Annotated in this window: 14 protein-coding genes and 1 tRNA gene; 8 read left to right on the forward strand and 7 right to left on the reverse strand. The window is 63.4% G+C overall.

The window, feature by feature from the left end:
* Nucleotides 1-158: 158 nt before the first annotated feature.
* Both ACGFZ3_RS00920 and ACGFZ3_RS00925 read left to right on the forward strand, forming a co-directional pair.
* Complete coding sequence (locus ACGFZ3_RS00920; RefSeq protein WP_392915157.1) at nt 159-719, forward strand: hypothetical protein; 561 nt, start codon at nt 159-161, stop codon at nt 717-719.
* A gap of 24 nt (nt 720-743) precedes the next feature.
* Nucleotides 744-1817, forward strand: coding sequence for a Shedu anti-phage system protein SduA domain-containing protein (locus ACGFZ3_RS00925; protein WP_392915160.1), 1074 nt, complete (start codon nt 744-746; stop codon nt 1815-1817).
* Nucleotides 1818-3328: 1511 nt separating this feature from the next.
* Here ACGFZ3_RS00925 and ACGFZ3_RS00930 read toward each other — a convergent pair.
* Nucleotides 3329-3523 carry a hypothetical protein gene (locus ACGFZ3_RS00930; RefSeq protein WP_392915162.1) on the reverse strand — a complete coding sequence of 65 codons (195 nt, stop codon included), beginning with the start codon at nt 3521-3523 and terminating at the stop codon, nt 3329-3331.
* 107 nt (nt 3524-3630) lie between these two features.
* Between ACGFZ3_RS00930 and ACGFZ3_RS00935 the strand changes: the two genes are divergently transcribed.
* Both ACGFZ3_RS00935 and ACGFZ3_RS00940 read left to right on the forward strand, forming a co-directional pair.
* Entirely contained in the window at nt 3631-5508 is a 1878-nt protein-coding gene (locus ACGFZ3_RS00935; protein WP_392915165.1) for a DUF4209 domain-containing protein, read from the forward strand.
* A 200-nt stretch (nt 5509-5708) separates the two neighbouring features.
* On the forward strand, nt 5709-7241 hold the full coding sequence (locus ACGFZ3_RS00940) for a MobA/MobL family protein (RefSeq protein ID WP_392915168.1): 1533 nt from the start codon (nt 5709-5711) through the stop codon (nt 7239-7241).
* A 612-nt stretch (nt 7242-7853) separates the two neighbouring features.
* Here the strand turns inward: ACGFZ3_RS00940 and ACGFZ3_RS00945 are convergent.
* The 3 genes from ACGFZ3_RS00945 to ACGFZ3_RS00955 form a co-directional block, all read right to left on the reverse strand.
* Nucleotides 7854-9350: a restriction endonuclease gene (locus tag ACGFZ3_RS00945; protein ID WP_392915170.1), complete on the reverse strand. Its 1497-nt coding sequence runs from the start codon at nt 9348-9350 to the stop codon at nt 7854-7856.
* Between the two features lie 200 nt (nt 9351-9550).
* Entirely contained in the window at nt 9551-11026 is a 1476-nt protein-coding gene (locus ACGFZ3_RS00950; protein ID WP_392917510.1) for a DUF6538 domain-containing protein, read from the reverse strand.
* Nucleotides 11027-11110: 84 nt separating this feature from the next.
* Nucleotides 11111-11203, reverse strand: a tRNA-Ser gene (locus tag ACGFZ3_RS00955).
* A gap of 133 nt (nt 11204-11336) precedes the next feature.
* Between ACGFZ3_RS00955 and dnaX the strand changes: the two genes are divergently transcribed.
* Genes dnaX through ACGFZ3_RS00975 form a run of 4 tightly spaced genes read left to right on the forward strand, consistent with a single transcriptional unit; the run spans nt 11337 to nt 14542 of the window.
* Entirely contained in the window at nt 11337-13208 is a 1872-nt protein-coding gene (dnaX, locus tag ACGFZ3_RS00960; protein WP_392915173.1) for a DNA polymerase III subunit gamma/tau, read from the forward strand.
* A 6-nt stretch (nt 13209-13214) separates the two neighbouring features.
* Complete coding sequence (locus ACGFZ3_RS00965; RefSeq protein WP_145478448.1) at nt 13215-13535, forward strand: YbaB/EbfC family nucleoid-associated protein; 321 nt, start codon at nt 13215-13217, stop codon at nt 13533-13535.
* 2 nt (nt 13536-13537) lie between these two features.
* Nucleotides 13538-14134 (forward strand): recombination mediator RecR, encoded by a 597-nt coding sequence (gene recR, locus ACGFZ3_RS00970; RefSeq protein WP_392915177.1) that lies wholly within the window; start codon nt 13538-13540, stop codon nt 14132-14134.
* A 48-nt stretch (nt 14135-14182) separates the two neighbouring features.
* Nucleotides 14183-14542, forward strand: coding sequence for a histidine triad nucleotide-binding protein (locus ACGFZ3_RS00975; protein ID WP_392915180.1), 360 nt, complete (start codon nt 14183-14185; stop codon nt 14540-14542).
* Between the two features lie 45 nt (nt 14543-14587).
* Here the strand turns inward: ACGFZ3_RS00975 and ACGFZ3_RS00980 are convergent, their stop codons facing one another.
* The 3 genes from ACGFZ3_RS00980 to ACGFZ3_RS00990 are packed head-to-tail and all read right to left on the reverse strand — an operon-like array spanning nt 14588 to nt 17962.
* Nucleotides 14588-15112 carry a Slp family lipoprotein gene (locus ACGFZ3_RS00980; RefSeq protein ID WP_392915183.1) on the reverse strand — a complete coding sequence of 175 codons (525 nt, stop codon included), beginning with the start codon at nt 15110-15112 and terminating at the stop codon, nt 14588-14590.
* Nucleotides 15109-17055 carry a DUF3488 and DUF4129 domain-containing transglutaminase family protein gene (locus ACGFZ3_RS00985; protein ID WP_392915186.1) on the reverse strand — a complete coding sequence of 649 codons (1947 nt, stop codon included), beginning with the start codon at nt 17053-17055 and terminating at the stop codon, nt 15109-15111. Before ACGFZ3_RS00985 ends, ACGFZ3_RS00980 begins: the two co-directional genes overlap by 4 nt.
* Complete coding sequence (locus tag ACGFZ3_RS00990; protein ID WP_392915189.1) at nt 17048-17962, reverse strand: DUF58 domain-containing protein; 915 nt, start codon at nt 17960-17962, stop codon at nt 17048-17050. Before ACGFZ3_RS00990 ends, ACGFZ3_RS00985 begins: the two co-directional genes overlap by 8 nt.
* Nucleotides 17963-17980 lie beyond the last annotated feature (18 nt).

A 17980-nucleotide genomic window follows, 5' to 3' on the forward strand; every position in this document is an offset into this window, starting at 1 on the left:
GTCGGCCACGATCGGTCGGCGGTCCAGATTTGAATCTTGACGAGCACCAGTGGCCTGACACCGTTCGCTTTCTTCCTTACTGGGGAGACCGTTACTGGGATGGGATGGACGGGCAGCGGATCCTGCTGCTGGGCGAATCGCACTACCGAAAAGAGGGGATGAGCGACTCACTGGAAGTAACCAGGCCGTTCACCCGGGATGTTTTCCGTGGGATGGCGGAGCCCATCCGGCACCCTGAGGATGGACCCTTCTTCAAGGCTCTGGATTCAGTGCTCACTGCGGACGGGAAGCCGGACGCTCAGGAGGCAGCCGACGCCTGGAGGAGGGTGGCCTTCGCGAACCTCTCTCAGGCCTTCGCTGGGTCGCAAGCGAACCAGCGCCCCCGGAACAAAGAGCTTCTGGCAGGCGGCGACGTGTTGGTGGAAGAGATACTTTCAATCCTCAAACCCACCGTTGTCTTGGCTCTAGGCCGGACCACGTGGAGACTCCTCCGTCACGGCAGGCGTGAAGAGGGCCTGCCCCCATTCCTGGCGCGGGAAGTGAACCGGCTCAATGGGCGTCGGCGCTATATTGAAAGACGGGACATCTGGTCGCTGGACTACGCTGGAGGCTCAGCCCTCATGACCTGGGTCTATCATCCTTCCTGGAACGTGGACACGTGGCAGGACAGGGCCCTCGCGCTGCATCATCTAATCGACCAGGCCCAAGAACGGCGGTGACCGCCAAGGATCAGGAACGGAAGCATGAGCGAGTCGCCTGAGGTAGCGAAGCTGGTCCGCAAGACAGCGAGCAGTGGCAAATTGGATTACGTTCCGGTCGTGGTTCTCAATGAGACCACGCGGACCAAGCTGCATATTTTGGGATTCTTGATCCCACATAGCGACCGCACCGAATTCAAAGTGAAGCTCGAGGGCTTCACGAAGACGAAGGGTTCGTCTTGGGTCGAAGACAAGGAAAAAACGATTAACCTGACTGAGGTCTCGACGCTCAAGCTATTCAAATACCTTCAGAGTCACCTACCTCTGGCCAACCAAGGCGAGGCGGGCGAGTTCATCCTAATCAAGGTGTCGAATGGTTCGGTCGACCTCACTGGGCACGACCCTCATTCTCTGGTAGCGGCCCTGACTAAAGTTCTGTCGCATTCGGATCTAGTCGAACATCTTGCTAGCACTGAACTGACCCATGAGCTCACTGCCGCTTTACGGGGTTCCATTCGTCTTAACGAGATGCGATCGGCCGTTGCTGAGCTGCGCTCGCGTCTAGGAGGGGGCGACACAGCCGAACACACCTACCAATCGTGGTGTGAGAAGCATTGCTGGGCCTTTGGTAACGCCTATGTCGTTCGGGACGAGGTGCGGGCAATCACCACCGGGGACAGCATAGATCTGATGCTGCCGAACGTCATTGCTGGCTACAGAGACATTGTCGAGCTGAAGCGGCCTGACATGGATGTGCTGCTTTATGACAAAGCTCACAAGAACTTCTATTTCTCTGCGGACGTTTCCAAGGCGGTGGGTCAATGCCACCGATACTTGGACATGCTTCACGATTTCGCGGACAAAGGATTGCTTGATCATAAGGAGGTCGTGGCCTATCACCCACGCGCGACAATCGTCATAGGACGCTCGCATGACTGGACCGAAGAAAAGCAGCGGGCACTTCATGGGCTCAATCGTCGGATGCACGGAATCACGGTCATGACCTACGACCACCTTCTGTCCCAGGGTGAGCGATTGCTAGAGATGATGGCGCCCGCAGCGGACTCGGAAGTCGAGGCGACATCCTCAGTGCCGTCCGATGACGACATACCCTGGTAGGCGCCGGCAGGGTATAAAGGAACTCTCACGATTGTAAGAACGGAGGTTGCAGTGACCGTTTCAGTGCATAAGGCCGTTCCCCACCTCAAGGTGTGCGATGGGGCCCCCGAGTTAGGAAGCACTCCCTACATCGCCTTCGAGGAGTATTTGACTATTCCTGGTCTCGAAGACGCCGACATTCGGTTTGAATTTACTGCCAAGCCTACGCTGACTGAGGTGGAGGAATTGGCCCGACGTCTGAAGCAAGCTGGGCTTGTCTTCGTTGTGCAGCGGAGGTAGGTGACTTCCGGGGCTAGGGAAACGTCAGAACCTTTTTTGCTACCGTTCTAGTCCACCGAAAGGACATCCATGGGCGTGTTTCGTGTTCGTAACATTGAGTGGTCGGGGGGAGCCGCTCTGCCAACTGAAGCAGTGGTGGAGTGCAAGACCGTCGCGGACATTGCTGACGCTCTGGCGGACACCTATGGGTGGCTGGTTGCGGATTTTGAGATTGACGTAGCCACGGACGAGTCCGATAGGCGACGTTGACAGCGACGGCCAGGGCAGCGCTTTACGGCCTACGGGGTCGATTTTCTTCGAACCGTGAGGGAAGGGTGGATCATTTCGAAGGGGTGGTTCTAGACTTCCTGCGGGCAGACCGCAGGCTTTTCGTCAATCCCCAGTGCTGCATCCAGTTGAATCCGGGCAGCAATCCGGACACCAGCGGACCCCACTGGTATTGCGATGCAGTCGCTGTAAACGTCCGGGACCGGGCTGCCTACCTGTGCGAAATCTCCTATGCGGCCCGCCTACCGACTCTGCTGAAGCGGTTGAAGAGCTGGGACGAGCACTGGGAACGTCTGCGGACAGCCCTGGCTAGGGATTGCGGCATCCCAGCCGATTGGACGGTTAAGCCGTGGCTGTTCGTGCCTAACGATCGCTTGGAGCGCTTGCATTTGAGCACAGCTGCGCTATCACTGATGCCAGATCCGCGGATAACAGCCTTGGAGGAGGTCCTCCCTTGGCGCTACCGATCTTGGGACCGTGGGGACTATGTGGATTCTGGCCGTGACTGACTTCAATCTCCAAGCGCCTAGCTTTGCTTTGCTCCAGGCTCCCATGGCGTGTTGGAAGTGTGGCTCTGGGACCGTGGTCACTGCGATCTGGGTGCCTCGCCTCACAGAGTTCGATGAGGAGGGCGAACTGGAGGTTGCTGATGCTGCTGTCCTTCAATACGCCGAAGTTCTTGATCCTGCCGCTGAGGCGGTCATCCTCCGAACTGCGCCGCTCCTGCGTGTCGGCCAGTCGCAGACGGCTGGCGTCAAATATTGGGCTAACCATTGTTCCCACTGTGACGCGCTCCAAGGCGACCACTACGTGATGGGGGTCGATGGTCCCTTCTTTCTCCAATCCCGAGATGAACTGTCGTCGCTGACGGTCCGCCCGGGGGGCATGGGCCTCAGCGCCACAGCCGGTTACTCGGAATCGGGATGGATGTCGTGGATTGCGGATAGCGACGTTTTAGGTCCTGCTTAGCTTCCCTGGCCGTGATAATCAGAGCTGAAATGGTAGAAAAGCGAACCGAGGAGCGCAAAGGCGGCGAGGATCGCTGCGCCTTGTTGCCTGACGTTCGAATCGGCAATAACTTCAACGTGGCGGTGGCTCCGCTCTGAGCCAAGCTCCACCATAAAGGCATGAATCAGCGCGGCATAGGAGGCAGGCCCCATCGTGCTGGCTATCCCTAGATGGGACGCGTTGTGCGTTGAGCCTATGGGGACTGGCGCTGGCCTCTGGCGAATTGGATAAGCGTCCAAACGGATTTAAGGAGGAAGAAATGACAGCTTCAGATGCTCAGGCCGACACCCCCCATGAGGAGATCGTCAAAGTAGGTATTTTAAGTGAACCGGTGTCCAAGGATGATCTGGGCACGTTCGACTGGCAGCGAGAGCTCGAAAGTCTGTCTGGCCCGGTTAACCGCTGGACCAGCGTAGCTGAGCTACGTAAACGCAGTGATGAAATGAAGGAGGAGCACCCCCAGGATGCCGCGATTTTGCATCTGCTCTCAGCGGTTATCTCAATGCACATGGTTGTGGGGACCCCACAGCCCTACTCGGCGGCGCTTCAGATGAGTAACGGCCGTTCTGCTGCGCCGGAAGATCTGGGCATCTACGATCTGGATGCCCTTGAGATGATGGCTGAAATGGCCTCAGATGCGTGGGTTCGTGCGCGGCTCTCAGACGTGGCCTTACAGGTGGCTCCAGCCTACGAAAGATCTGGTTGGCAACTGGGGGCAATGGCAGCTCGCGCACACCTTGAGTATTCGATGCGCTCGAATGACCATGCGGTATCTCGAAGAGAGGCTCTACAGAGGGCAATGGAGCTGGGATGGCGATACCTTCGGCACGATGCCGAGTTTTCGGATGCACTGTGGACTTCCGCAAAGACGCTTATGCATCAAGGCCTAGAAAAGTCTTGGCCGGGTGTGAGCATCCCGATCGCTGAAGAGATCCGGAAGCGAAATCGTTCCATGGCTGCGGAGGCCGCAGCAGCTTTTGAGCATCAGGGCGACACGTTAATGGCCAACGGTCCCTCCCCAGAGGCAGTGGATCTTTTCCGTCAGGCTGCTGCGCTGTGGCTGGCGGCAAAGAATTCTTCGCAGGAACAGGTAGCCCATCACAAGACCGCGGATGCATTGATCGGTTTGGCTCAAGCGCCAGGGCAAGCCATGCTCCGGGCCGATTGGATGAATGAGGGAATCGCAGTGCTGCGGCGTCACAAAGGCGACAGGACCCGCATCAAGGAGCTGCAGGCAGAGCTGGCTGACATCAGGTCTTGCATTCTCGGAGAAATGAGCACCTTTTCTCACCAGATCGACGTGTCCTCAGTCGTTAAGCAAATAAGAGAGCGCGTCATAGCTCCGGCGCTGGCAGACGCGCTCTTGCAAGTGGCTTTTGCGTTTTCCAACTGGGTCGACGCTGAGCAGGTTCGCAAAGAGGTAACAGACAACGCTCGGCGGTTCGTTTTTACCGGGATGTTTCGTCAGGTTACCTATGACGCCAACGGGGTTCCCGTGGACTCAACCGCACCATTTGACGCCTCTGATGAAGCGGAGATGGAGCGGCGCATGGTGAATCATGTATCGCAGCACGATCATCCCATCCTGGCGCAGGTGGCTATACCCGCTGCTCTCGATGTTCTCCAGGGTAAGTTTGAGCCTACCCTGGCCGACATCGTTGGAATACTGCATGGCTCGCCGGTTACGCCGCGCGGCCATGAATGGTCGTTGGCACGGGGAATCTTAGCGGGCCTTGAGCTGGACTGGGAGGAGGCTGCGGTGTTTCTCATTCCCCAGGCCGAGCCATTTGTGCGCGCGGCATTCAAACGGGCCGGCATCCACACTCTGTCCAAAAGCAATGTGACGGACGGCGCTGAGGAGGAAAAATCCCTCAACGAGCTCTTGGCCCACCCCGATGTGGGTAGCGTTCTCTCGCCTGATTTGATTTTGGAACTTAAGGCGCTGCTGACGCACAAGGCTGGGCACAACCTCCGGAATCGCTACGGCCACGGCCTCATTTCGGACGACCAGTTGGCAAACGTGGGGACAGTCGCGCTCTGGTGGACAATGCTGAGGTTGGTGCTTTGGCCCTTCCGTGAGCGTGTGGTTGAAATGTGGGAGCAAGCCAAGAGCCTGAAGAACGAGGGTGATGCATAGGCGTGGTTGGGCGGGCGCGAACCTTGCGGCAACTTCCCTTTCCTCGAGCCTTGATTGGAAAGCGATCGAAGCAACAGCGCACTTAGGCAATGTTTCACATTGCGTGCGCCAAGGGCTTCGCCCCTGGAACCCCAAGCCTCTGCGAGGCTTGCCAACGGCAAAAGCTGGTCCATAAAGAACCTGTCTTCACAGGAATCTTCATGGCCATCTTCCACACCTCAATCAAAACCTTCAGCCGAGGCAAAGGGCAATCCGCCGTGGCCGCCGCCGCATACCGAGGCGGCCTGCTGCTCGCTGACTTCCTCACCGGGCAGCAACACGACTATCGCCGCCGCAGCGGCGTTGTCGAAACCTTCTGCCTCGCTCCTCCGGACGCGCCTGACTGGGCCCTGTTGCCTGGCGAGCTATGGGCCGTCGCCGAGGCGGCGGAGCGGCGCAAGGACGCCACCGTCGCCCGTGAGATTGAGCTGTCCCTGCCTCACGAGCTCTCTGACGAGCAACGCGCCCAGCTCGCCTTCGCGATTGCCGAGGCCCTGGTCGACCGTTACAAGTTCGCTCTCCAAGCCAGCATCCACTCCCCGGGAACCCCTGACGGGCTTAACCATCACGTCCACATGCTGGCCAGCACCAGGCGCATAGGGCCGGACGGGTTCGGGGAGAAGACCAGGGAGCTCGATGGCGGGGTATCTGGAAAGTCGCAGGTTCAGTGGATCCGGGAAATGGTCGCCGAAACCACCAACGCCCATCTGGAAGCTGCGGGGCTGTCGGCGTCCGTCGACCACCGCAGCTTGGCCGAGCAAGCGCGGGCCGCCTCGGACCGAGGCGACGAGCTTCAGGCGGCTGCGCTGTCCAGGGAACCGACGAAGCATTTAGGCAAAAACGCGGTCGCGCGGGTCCGTAAGGGGATGGACAGCCGGCTGGCGGCGGAGAACGAAGCCATTGAAACCATCAACGCTGAGCATTTGGTGTTTCTCGACCAAGCAGCGGGCCGAGAGGAGTTGGCGGGGAATCCCCAACTAGCCTCGGCGGGAAATGCCGAACGAGGGCGCTCCGTGCGGTCTGCGCAGCTTGCGCCCGGCCTGGAGATTCGGGGCATGTTGGGCATGCGCTTGCCTGCCATTGCCGGCCGTGCCACAGAGGAGGCCCTAGCCCCAGTTCCGCTGAGCCTATTGGAGCACGTGAGCAACGCCTTGAGGGATTTGCACGAAGTGGCACGGGCCAGGGCGGATCTCTCCGTGCAGCGCGTTCGCGCCGGGCTTGAATGGGTGCGGGATGTGCTGGCGGGCTCAGGAGAGACACCGGCCCTCCGGCAATGGGTCGCAAAAGCAGTCATCCGGGTGCGTGCGCTGCGGAACGCGGTCCTCGGGCGTGCGACGCGACTGATTGCCCTCGGGAGGGCCGAGCGACTGCATCACATCGCCCTGCAGGAGTGGGAGCGCTTCAACTCGGACTACCCGCCTGGTTCCACGTGTTACTCGCGACCCGAATGGACCCATCGGCGCGAGCGGCGGATGTCCGTTCTTGAGCAGCGGGCGGGGGAGTTGGAGAAAGCCCGGCTCCGGGGATCGGCAGAAGCGCTGGCGATGGTAGACGCTGATGTCGTTCGCCGGGCAGCAGAGCTGGAGGCCATGCCGGCGCCCAGCGAACTCGCCCCTGAGCTGCTCGAGGTCCCGCCGATTGCCGAGGAGGTGCCATTGCCGGTTCTCAGGCCGAGGCCCCCCTCCCTGCACTAAACGAACAAGCCCCGCAAAATGCGGGGCTCTTTGTCAGTGGGGCTCAACGGAGGGAGAGGCCTGCCGGAGACGTTCGGCTGGGCTTTGGCGTGGGAGCGGGGCCCAGCCCCCTGGCTCGTCGCCAGTCCTCCTGGGACACGAAGGTTGGCGGCTCCTGACCTCGGTCCACTGTCGCCGCTCGTGGAGACGACCGGCCTCCTGGACTGGGGGCGTAGGCCTGTTGAATTTGGCCGGAGGGGGATGCAGCGAAGCGACGCATCAGCGCAGCGGCAACATCAAGTGCGTGCTGGATGTCGGCTTCGCGGTCGGCTAGTTCGCGCGTTTCACTCTGCGACAGTAAAGCGGGCAAGAGACGGCTGGCGATGCGTAACTCAACATTGGCGGGCATTGGAACTCCATGGGTGAATGATGTTCACATCGAAGCACCAATCCCCGAACCCGCAAGCGTCAGAACTTGCGCGAGCTCACAAATATGAGCATTGCTCCCTTTGCTTAGGCATCGCAACGGATCCAGCCCAGCATGAGGCTGGATCCCTAGGTGCCGTGCTGGTTCGGAGACATCCTTTAGACCAATGCCAGACGTCCCATTGAACGAATCCTGGGCGAGCGTCCCTAGCTCGCAATGCGAGCGTCCAGCCCGGCGTGCTCTCTAAGAAGATAAAGCAGGCCTCCGCCATCGATCAGCTCAATGGGCTTGTCCTTGGCGAAGTCAAAGGCAGCGGTCCCGTAGCCGCTGGTGCACACCAAGATGCCTTTGCTCGCCCCCTCGTTAAGCATCGTCCCGTAGAGATCGCGCACGGCGCTGACCCCGACCGTGTCCTTGTAGCGCTTGGCTTGGATAACTACTTTTCCCCCGAGCACCGGTCGGGTATCGAACGCGACCGCATCCACCCCGCCATCTCGGGAACTGCGTGTCAGCTTGGTGTCCAGCCCCATCCGACTGAACAGGTTGGACACGAGCGCTTCAAACTCGCCTGGGGTAAGCTCCAGCAGGTTTGGCCGTGCCTCCAGGCCCGACAATACGTCCGACTGCGCAATGAAGCGTTTGTCGACCATGTTGAACTCGACAATGGGCTTGATGGCCTGCAACTCGTCCGGTCTGTTGGACACCTGCGCGCCCAGATTGCGCAGGCAGGAAACCTTCTCTACGCGCTCAAGTCGAAGCTGAAGGAAGGCTTCTTTGGTAGCGCGGACGGACACTACCGGGACGCGGACCTCTTGCCCGGTGCTGGGATCGTGCGTGTCCACCACGCCGTTGAACGTCACCAGCGCCAACGCTTCGGCTTGGTCGGCTTCAAAAGCCTCGTGCAGCGTCCGTAAAGCGATTGAGGCGATGATGTCTTGGTAAAGCGTCTTGATTTCGCTGGCCTTGCGGGCTTTGGAGTCGATCGCATCACGGGCTTTGACGTAACGGTAGTCGGCCTCCAACGGCACGACAGAAAGCTCTGGAAGGTCGTATTCAATGACCAGCTCCTTAGATGCCTCTGCATAAGCCAGCTTGAAGGCTTGTGGGAATCCCTCCGCCGGGTATTCGGAGCGCGTCAGAACCATTTCGTTGTAGGCAACGACGGCGTCTGGCTCATGCGCCCGATAGGCGCGCTGGAACTCATCCACTTCCGCGTTTCGGCGGGCCACGTCGGCGACGTAGAGCGCGCGAGCGGTCTCGTGTTGGGCCCTTAAGTCGGCCAAGCGCTGCTTCTTCTGCGCTTCTGCGCGATTGAACTGGTCCAGAACCCGCTGGTGAGCCTGTTGCGCCGCCGCTATTGCCGCCGCGTGCTTCTTCCCGGCTCCCGGCCAAAAGCGGGCAAGACCCGTCGGCGGGATGGGTTCGGCAGCGGCTGGTGCGAAGCCCGGCACTAACTCCTTCGGAACCTCGAAAGCGGGGTGGGGATCAGTGTGGCGCAGGCTGTCTAAGCGGATGGTGTCGTTCACGGACAGGGTATGCAGCAGCAAGCCCTCCAACTCTTCCAGACGGTCTTTGAGCTCGGCGTTAAGGTCATCTGCCTCGGCTTGCCGGTCCTGGAGGTAGTCCGCCTTGGCTTGCCGAGCGGCCTCTTTCTCTTGCCTGTCGAAGGCCTGAAGTTCCCGTCTCTGCTGGGCGGCGGCCATACGCTCTTGGCGTTCCAGCTGCCTCTGTTGAGTGGCTTGCATCCTCTGTTGGCGTTTGGTCTCCCGCTCTGCCGCTGCCGCTGCCCGCCCGGCTGCTCGCAAGAACCCTTCTAAGCCGCTTCGCCGTCCCATACATCCTCCTGATGTTGAAAACCTAAAAGACACACCGCTTCACCCGCTGTCGACGGGCGTTTAGGGCTCTAACCGGTCAGGAGACCCCTGAGGACTGGCAGATTCAACCCATACGAAAGCACCTTAAGCCCCGGCGAGACGCCTTTAAGGCCTTCCAGCTTTTCCCGGACCGTGAAGGTCCTGCTGTAGGTCCCATGGTGCTCATCGTCCAGCTCGTGTCCAACCAACTGCGCCCGGAGTTCGGACACGACGCCGGCGCCCTGGAGCTCTTGAATTAGCGTTTTCCTCAGAGAGTGAAACCCTCTCTTGGCCGCGGGCCAGTTCGCCCCTACCTGCTCCAGATGCCTGCCAAAGGCCTTCGTGATCCAGTTGCCCGCCCCGTTTTTGGCGTTCGCCTTGGCGGCTGGGAAGAGTCGAGGTGTCTTCTGGGTGCGCAGGCCCTCCACCCAGTCCAGGAAGCCCAGTTCAACGAGGTCTGGATGGACGGGAATGGTGCGCAGGCTGACCTCGGTCTTCACTTTTTGGTGTTCGCCCTCGTCAGAAATCCTAATGCAGGGGAGGCCATCCACCGTCAGCACGTCTTCGACCAGCAACTGGCCGACCTCTGACGCCCGGGCGCCCGTGTAAAGCCCGATCAAGGCCGCCCAGCGGGCGGACAGCGCCAGCTCCTCAAAGGCTGCCGGGGCGAACAGCGCCTGGACCTGGTGGGCGTCGTAGGCTTTAAACCCGAACTTCTTCCGGGCACGCTTTTCCCGGGTGGAGTAGGTGATGTGGCCGGCTGCCGGGTTGTCGCCCTTCGGATAGTGGCCGGAGGCCATGGCCCACTCGAAGAATCCGCCCTTGCCGCCGATGTAGGACTGTTTATTGGTCAGGGTCGGCGTGGCCGCTCCTCCATCTCGCATGAACTGATACCACCGAGCCAGGTCCGACCGGGTGATGGAGTGCAGCTTGGCCTTATCGCCCAAAAAGACCGTCAATGCCTCAATGGCGGTCTTTTTGATGGTGTAGGTTTTCGGCAGGCAGCCGGGCTGGATGCTAGCCAGCCAAGCGTCCCGGGCCTTGCCCAGCGTAATGGTCTCCACCGCGGGCTTGGAGACGCGGTTTGGCCGGGGGAGGGGTGCAACCTCATTCCGGATGAGCTCAGAAAGAGCGCTCGGCCGCTGGGCCGTCAGTTCCATCATCTGCTGATAGAGCGTCACGTCCTCGGGTGTGTCGATCTGCCAGTGCTCGGTGACCGTGCCGTCTGCGGCCTTCGTCCGATTCAAGGTCAGCTGCTTCAGCGGGTCACCACTGGTCAGGCGATCCAGCAGTGCGCCAATGTCTTCGTCCTTCGTTTCCATGCGTTGTTCCCTCAACACGTCGAAGGCCCGAGCATAACGCGCAGCCAAGCCTAAGGCGCGCAGCTGGGCCACGGCCAGTTCGGATGTGCGCAAGGTGCGTTTGAAGGTGCGTAGGCCAATCATGGCCTGGAGATCAGTGGGGACCCGTTGCCGGAAGGACCAGAGCCCGGAGGGCGAGCGAACAAGATGGTGTGGGATGCGCATCATGAGATGTGTCCCGATTTGTGTCCCGTCGAGGGTCCCCCCAGAAAAGCAAAAACCCCTGCGTTAACAGGGGTTTGCGTAATCTGGCGGAGAGAGGGGGATTCGAACCCCCGAAGCGCGGTTTAGACGCTTACACACTTTCCAGGCGTGCTCCTTCAACCACTCGGACACCTCTCCGGACCTGCTGCATTGACGCTGCAGGGGCGCAGATTCTAGCCGGGGAATGCGATTGGCACAAGCGGCGCGATCACCCGGCTGAGGGGCTGGACAGGCGTGGCACAATGGACGTCCCGATGAAGACGGTGGCCTGATGTCCTATCTCGTCCTTGCCCGCAAGTGGCGTCCCAAGCGTTTTGCCGAGCTGGTAGGCCAGGAACACGTGGTCCGTGCGCTCAGCAATGCGCTGGACAGCGGCCGGGTGCACCACGCATTCCTGTTTACCGGTACCCGAGGGGTCGGCAAGACCACCATCGCGCGCATTTTTGCCAAGTCGCTCAATTGCGAACAGGGCACCAGCGCCGATCCCTGCGGCCAGTGCCCGGCCTGCCTGGATATCGATTCCGGGCGCTATATCGACCTGCTGGAGATCGATGCCGCGTCCAACACCGGCGTGGATGATGTCCGCGAGGTGATCGAGAACGCCCAGTACATGCCCTCGCGCGGCAAGTACAAGGTCTACCTGATCGACGAAGTGCACATGCTGTCCAAGGCGGCGTTCAATGCGCTGCTGAAGACGCTGGAAGAACCGCCGGAACACGTGAAGTTCCTGCTGGCCACCACGGACCCGCAGAAGCTGCCGGTCACGGTGTTGTCGCGCTGCCTGCAGTTCAACCTCAAGCGGCTGGACGAGGACCAGATCCAGGGCCAGATGACCCGGATCCTGGCCGCCGAGGAGATCGAATCCGACCCGACCGCGATCGTGCAGCTGGCCAAGGCCGCCGACGGCAGCCTGCGTGATGGCCTGTCGCTGCTCGACCAGGCCATCGCCTATGCCGGTGGCGCGCTGCGCGAAGATGTGGTGCGCACCATGCTGGGCACCGTGGATCGCACCCAGGTGGCGGCCATGCTGGAGGCCCTGGCTGACGGCGATGGCGTGCGCCTGCTGCAGGTGGTGGCCGCGCTGGCCGAATTCTCGCCGGACTGGAGCGGCGTGCTGGAAGCGCTGGCCGAAGCCCTGCACCGCATTCAGGTGCAGCAGCTGGTGCCCGGCGCCCAGGCCGACGGCGAGGGCATCGACGCCGCCGCCTTCGCCCAGCGCCTGCGCCCGGAAGTGGTGCAGCTCTGGTACCAGATGGCACTCAGTGGCCGCCGCGACCTGCATCTGGCGCCCAGCCCGCGCGCCGGCTTTGAAATGGCCGTGCTGCGCATGCTGGCGTTCCGCCCGGCCGCTGCGGTACCGCCGGTGCCGCGTGACCCGGGCACCGGTACCGAAGTGGGCAGCGGTTCGCGCGGTGCCGAGCACGGTGGCATGGCCGCCGCGCCGGCGGCCGTGCCCGTGACGGCTTCGGCGCCGGTGGCCCCTGCGGCGCCCGTGGTCGCCCCGGCCGCGCCGAAACCGACACCTGCGCCGGTAGCGGAACCTGCCGACGACGATCTGCCGCCGTGGCACCAGGCCGGCAGCGACCACCGCGACGAAGCCCTGGCCGTGGAACTGGCCAGCCCGGACGCCGCCATGGCCGCGCCGTGGGAAGCTCCGCCGGCTCGTCCTGTGGTGCCTGCCGCGCCGTCGCCGCGCCCGCAGGGCATCGCCATCAGCCCTTTGCCCGCGCCCGTCCATTCCCGCCCGGTCGCGCTGGCGTCGGCCGAAACCTGGCTGGAACTGGTTGCCCAGAGCCCGCTGAATGGTCCGTCGCGCCAGCTCGCCGCGCATGCGGCCTTCATCGGATTCCAGCACGGCGTCTTGAAACTGGCCGTATCGCCCGGATTTGAGTACCTGTGCTCGGACCGTTCGCTGGCGGCCCTGACCGAGGCCCTGTCCGGCCCGCTCGGGATGACCCCGAAGATCCTGATCGAACATGGCAACGCCGAGGCCGAAACGCTGCACCAGCGTTCCGACCGCCAGCGTGGCGAGCGACAGCAGGCGGCCGAAGCCGCCTTCATGGCCGACCCGTCGGTGCAGCTGCTCATCCAGCAGCATGGCGCGCGGGTCGTGACCGATTCCATCCGTCCTTTTGATGAGTGATACGACATGCGCGGCAACATCGCCCAACTGATGCAGCAGGCCCAGAAGATGCAGGAAAACCTGCAGAAGGCCCAGGAAGAACTCGCCAAGCTGGAAGTCACCGGCAGCGCCGGCGGCGGCATGGTCAGCGTGACCCTGACCGGCGCCAAGGAGTGCCGCAAGGTGCGCATCGATCCGTCGATCCTGTCCGATGCGGAAATGACCGAAGACCTGGTGGCAGCCGCCTTCAATGATGCCTCCAACAAGATCGATGCCGAATCGAAGAACCGCATGGGCTCGGCCACGGCCGGCATGCAGCTGCCGCCTGGCATGAAGCTGCCGTTCTAAGCGTGAGCCTGCCCCTGCTCGAACAGCTGATCGAAGCCTTCCGGGTGTTGCCCGGGGTCGGTCAGAAGACCGCCCAGCGCATGGCGTACCACGTGCTGGAGCGCGAGCGTGAGGGCGGAAAAAAGCTGGCCGAGGTGATGGCCAGGGCGATCGAACGCATCGGCCATTGCGCGCAGTGCCGCGATTTCAGTGAAACCGAGATCTGCGCGGTATGCGCCAATGGCAGCCGCGAGCGCCAGCAGCTGTGTGCGGTGGAATCACCGGCCGACCGGCTGGCCATCGAAACCGCCACGGGTTTCCGCGGCGTGTACTTCGTGCTGCAGGGGCGGCTGTCGCCGCTGGACGGCGTCGGCCCGCGCGAGCTCGGCCTGGACCAGCTGGAGGCACGGCTGGGGCAGGGCGAGGTGCAGGAGCTGATCATCGCAACCAGCGCCACCGTGGAAGGCGAAGCCACCGCGCATTACCTGGCGCAGCTGGCACGTGCGCACAAGGTGCGGCCCAGCCGTCTGGCGCAGGGCCTGCCGCTGGGCGGCGAGCTGGAATATGTGGATCGCGGCACGCTGTCACACGCGTTCGGTACCCGTACCGAAGCAACCTAACCGGTAGCGCCGGCGGTTGGCCGGTCTACCCAGACATCAGGTGATGCAATGACCCAGGACACCCTGTTTGGAAAGATCATCCGCCGCGAAATTCCGGCCACCATCGTCTACGAAGATGACGAGGTGCTGGCGTTCAAGGACATCGCGCCGCAGGCGCCGGTGCACGTGCTGTTCATTCCCAAGAACGAAGCCATTCCCACGCTCGATGACGTGCAGCCTTCCCAGGCCCACCTGATCGGGAAGCTGGCGTTGGCGGCCGCCGGATACGCACGGCGCGAGGGCTTCGCGCAGGATGGCTACCGCATCGTCATGAACTGCCGCGAGCATGCCGGGCAGACCGTGTTCCATATCCACCTGCACCTGCTGGCCGGCGCGCCGCTGGGACATTTCGGAACGCCTGCGGGCTGAGCCAAAAAAAACCGCCCGGAAGGGCGGTTTTTTTCAGTGCTGGAGTTACCACCAACCCCAACCGCGGTAGCCCCAGCCGGGACCCCAACCAGGGCCCCACGGGCCATAGGGGTAGACCGGCACGACATCCACCTGGCGCTGTTCCGGCCACAGGTAGATCACGTCGGCCTCCAGCTTGGGCAGGCGGTAGTCGTAATCGCCGATGCGGGTGTTCTCGTAGCCGGCGATCTTGCCGATGAAGGTCACGTCGCGGCCTTCCTCGAACACGGCCGGGTCGTAGAAGCCGGCACGGCAGGCCACGAAGCGACCATCGCTGGCGTCATTGGAGCTGGTGTTCGGGCGGCCGCTGGCGTTGAGCGGGCGCGACAGCAGCTGGAAGCAGGTCTGGCCCTGGCCGGGGGTGGTTTCGATGATGCGGCCGCCCCAGCGCACCGGCGTGCCCACCTGCTGGGTGGCGACCGAATCGCGTGGGCTGACCACGCTGAACTGGCCCTGCAACGGTTTGGGCGCCGTGGCACAGGCGGCCAGCGCCAGCGACGCGGCAAGGGGAAGCAGGTTCTTGACGTTCATGAGGTTGCTCCGGTGGACGGGCGATGCCTGTGCAGGTCGCGCACGAGTGAAGGGTCGAGCTCAGCGCCAGCGTAGCGCGCGTGAACGAAACGCTGGCTGAGCGGAATCAACGCCGGGTCAGGGCGTAGTCGGTGCACGCGCTGCGCCCAGTCCATGGCGGTTTCCGCAGGTTCCCGGGCCAGGCCATGCCGCGCGTAGCGCCGCCCCAGCCGGTGCCAGGCCCGCAGCAGGGGATCGCGCTCGCGCTCCCCTCGGGCCAGCAGCCATGCCATCCAGCCTAGCGCGACGCCTGCGAAGGCAATGAAAACAGCCACCAGCTGTGCCGGCTCCAGCGCGTCGATCCCCAGCGGGCGCAGCAGCTGCCGCTGGCGGTTGGCATCGAACGACAGCACCAGGTCGTTCCAGCCCCGGCGCAGGAAATCGCCTACCTGGCCCAACTGCAGCCAGCGGCTTTCCAGCGCGGTGCCTGCGCCGGCACCAAGACGGTCTTCCAGAGTGTCGTAAATACGCTCTGGCGCGACGGCCGCGGTGGGGTCCACCCGAACCCAGCCGCGCTGTGGCAGCCACACTTCGGCCCAGGCGTGCGCATCCATGCGCCGCACTACGTAGTAGTCACCGTAGGGATTGCGCTGGCCGCCGGCAAATCCGGTGACTACACGCGCGGGAATGCCGGCGTTGCGCATGAGCACCACGAACGACGAACTGAAGTGCTGGCAGTAGCCGGCCTGCTGGTCGAACAGGAACTCATCCACGCTGTTCCGGCCCGGTGCCGGAGTGGACAGCGTGTAGGCAAAGCGCGAACGGATCCAGTCAAGCGCCCGCGCCACGATCGCCGCATCGTTGCCGCCCGCCTCCTGCCGCCACTGCTGGCCCAGTGCCGCCGTACGCGGATTGAGGTCGGGTGGCAGCTGCAGCGCCAACTGGCGCTGGAACGCGCTGAGCGGTTCGGTGTAGGCCGCTGCCGGGGCCGATTGCAGGCGCCACCGGGTCAGCGCCGACAGGCTGCGATCGCTGCGCAGGCTGTAGGTGCCATCCAGCGTGGTACCGGCCGGTGCCTGCAGCGGCAGGTCCAGCGCCACCAGCTGGCGGCGGTCGGTGGGCTCGTAGTCGATCTGATAGTCCCAGCGTGCCGCGCCGCGGGCCACCGGCGGTGGCGGGCGTCGCTCGCTGTAGGGGTCGCGGTCCCAGCGCCGGCCATCGAAGCGGGTCATCACCGGGCCGCGCCAGTAGCGCTGCTCGGGCGGTGGCGCCGCGCCGACGAAGCTCACCCGCAGCGCGGTCGCATCGTCGGCCATCAGGTCCAGCCACTCTGACGGTTCCATGTGGTCGGACAGGCCGGGCTTGCCCACCGCGCGGTCCGGCAGCCCCCATAGCGGTTCGCTCAGGCGCGGGAACAGCCAGAACCCAGCCAGCGCCAACGGCAGGCCCATCGCTACCAGCTTGCCCACGCCGCGCAGCTGTTCAGCCAGGGTCGCGCCGGCGGCATGCCCTTCGGCGCGCGCCAAGCCCTGCAATGTGAGCAGCGTGGCCATGGCGGCGAGCACCGCCAATCCCATCGTCAGCGGTCCCTGGTCGAGCAGAAATGCCGAGAACGGGGCAAACAGTGCAAACCCCAGCAGGCTGCGCGCATCGCGCAGGCTGCGCAGCTCGCTGGATTTCAGTGCCAGCATCGCTCCCAGAAGTGCACACCCGGTATCGCGCCCCGGGCGGGCACCCATCTGCCAGTAGATGGCGGCCAGCATGCCCAGCACCAGCAGCACGCGGACCGGGCCGGGCAGCACCCGATGCCCGGACACCAGCGCGGTAAGCACCGCCGCCAGTGCGAATACGCTGGCCAGCAGCGGCGGGAGTTGCAGCAGCAGCGGCACCAGCGCCAGCGCCGCGCTGGCCAGGGTCCAGCGGCGGGCGGCGGGAGACAGCAGCGAGGCGGAAGATTCAGCCATGCGGCATCAGCGCCAGGGCGCGTTGGCAAAGGTGGTGGTGGCTGCTGCCCTGGCCGGGGCCCAACACCGGTTGGCCGGGAAGCTGCAGTGTGTAACGGCGACCTTCGCGTTCGGCAAGGTCGACCCAGCGTGCCAGCCGCGAGATCTTCACTTCCAGCGGCAGTGATCCCATCTGCCGCCAGTCGAGCAGGATGTCCACTCCCACCGGCTTTTCGTACTCGCGTACCAGCAGCGTGTCGCGGCGTGCGGAGTGCTTCCAGGAAATGCTTCGCTGCGGGTCGCCCGGTCGATACGGGCGCAGCTGGTGCAGCTCATCCCCGCTTGCGTGCACGCGGGTGTGCAGCGGGTCGCCATCGCCTTCGGGCAGTGGCGGTGGCTGCTGCTCGGGTGCGGCGTAGACCAGCAACGGCGTATCGGGCCACACCCACGACCATGCGCGCACCAGCCCAAGGGGTTGCGTGGTGGCAATGCGGATGCGCTCCACGTCCATCCAGCCGCGACGCCCGGTGGGCAGGGAAAGGTCTACTTCGATCTGATCGGTATCCACCAGATGCCCGTATCCGCGGCTGTCGCCCAGCGCCAGCTCCAGCCCCCGACGCACGCGCGCATCGGCACGCGACAGGTTGATGCGCAGGCGAAGCGTGGCGCCGGCCACCACCGGTTCGGCCGACACCGCATCGACCTGCAGGCCCGACAGCTGCAGGTGCGCGCTGAGCGTGCTGGCGATGGCCACCGTGGCCAGCAGCAGCGCCAGCAGCAGCGCGGGATTGTTGTTGTAGTTGAGCGCACCCAGCAGCATCGCGACCAGCAACAGCGCGACGAACAGGCCAAAGCGGGTAGGCAGCACATAGATGCGACGGCGGTCCAGCCGGCGCGGCAGGCGCTCCGGCTGCCGGGGCCGGGCCATCAGCACCAGCCTGCGCCA

Source organism: Stenotrophomonas sp. NPDC047960, from assembly GCF_043204395.1.
Lineage (GTDB): Bacteria > Pseudomonadota > Gammaproteobacteria > Xanthomonadales > Xanthomonadaceae > Stenotrophomonas.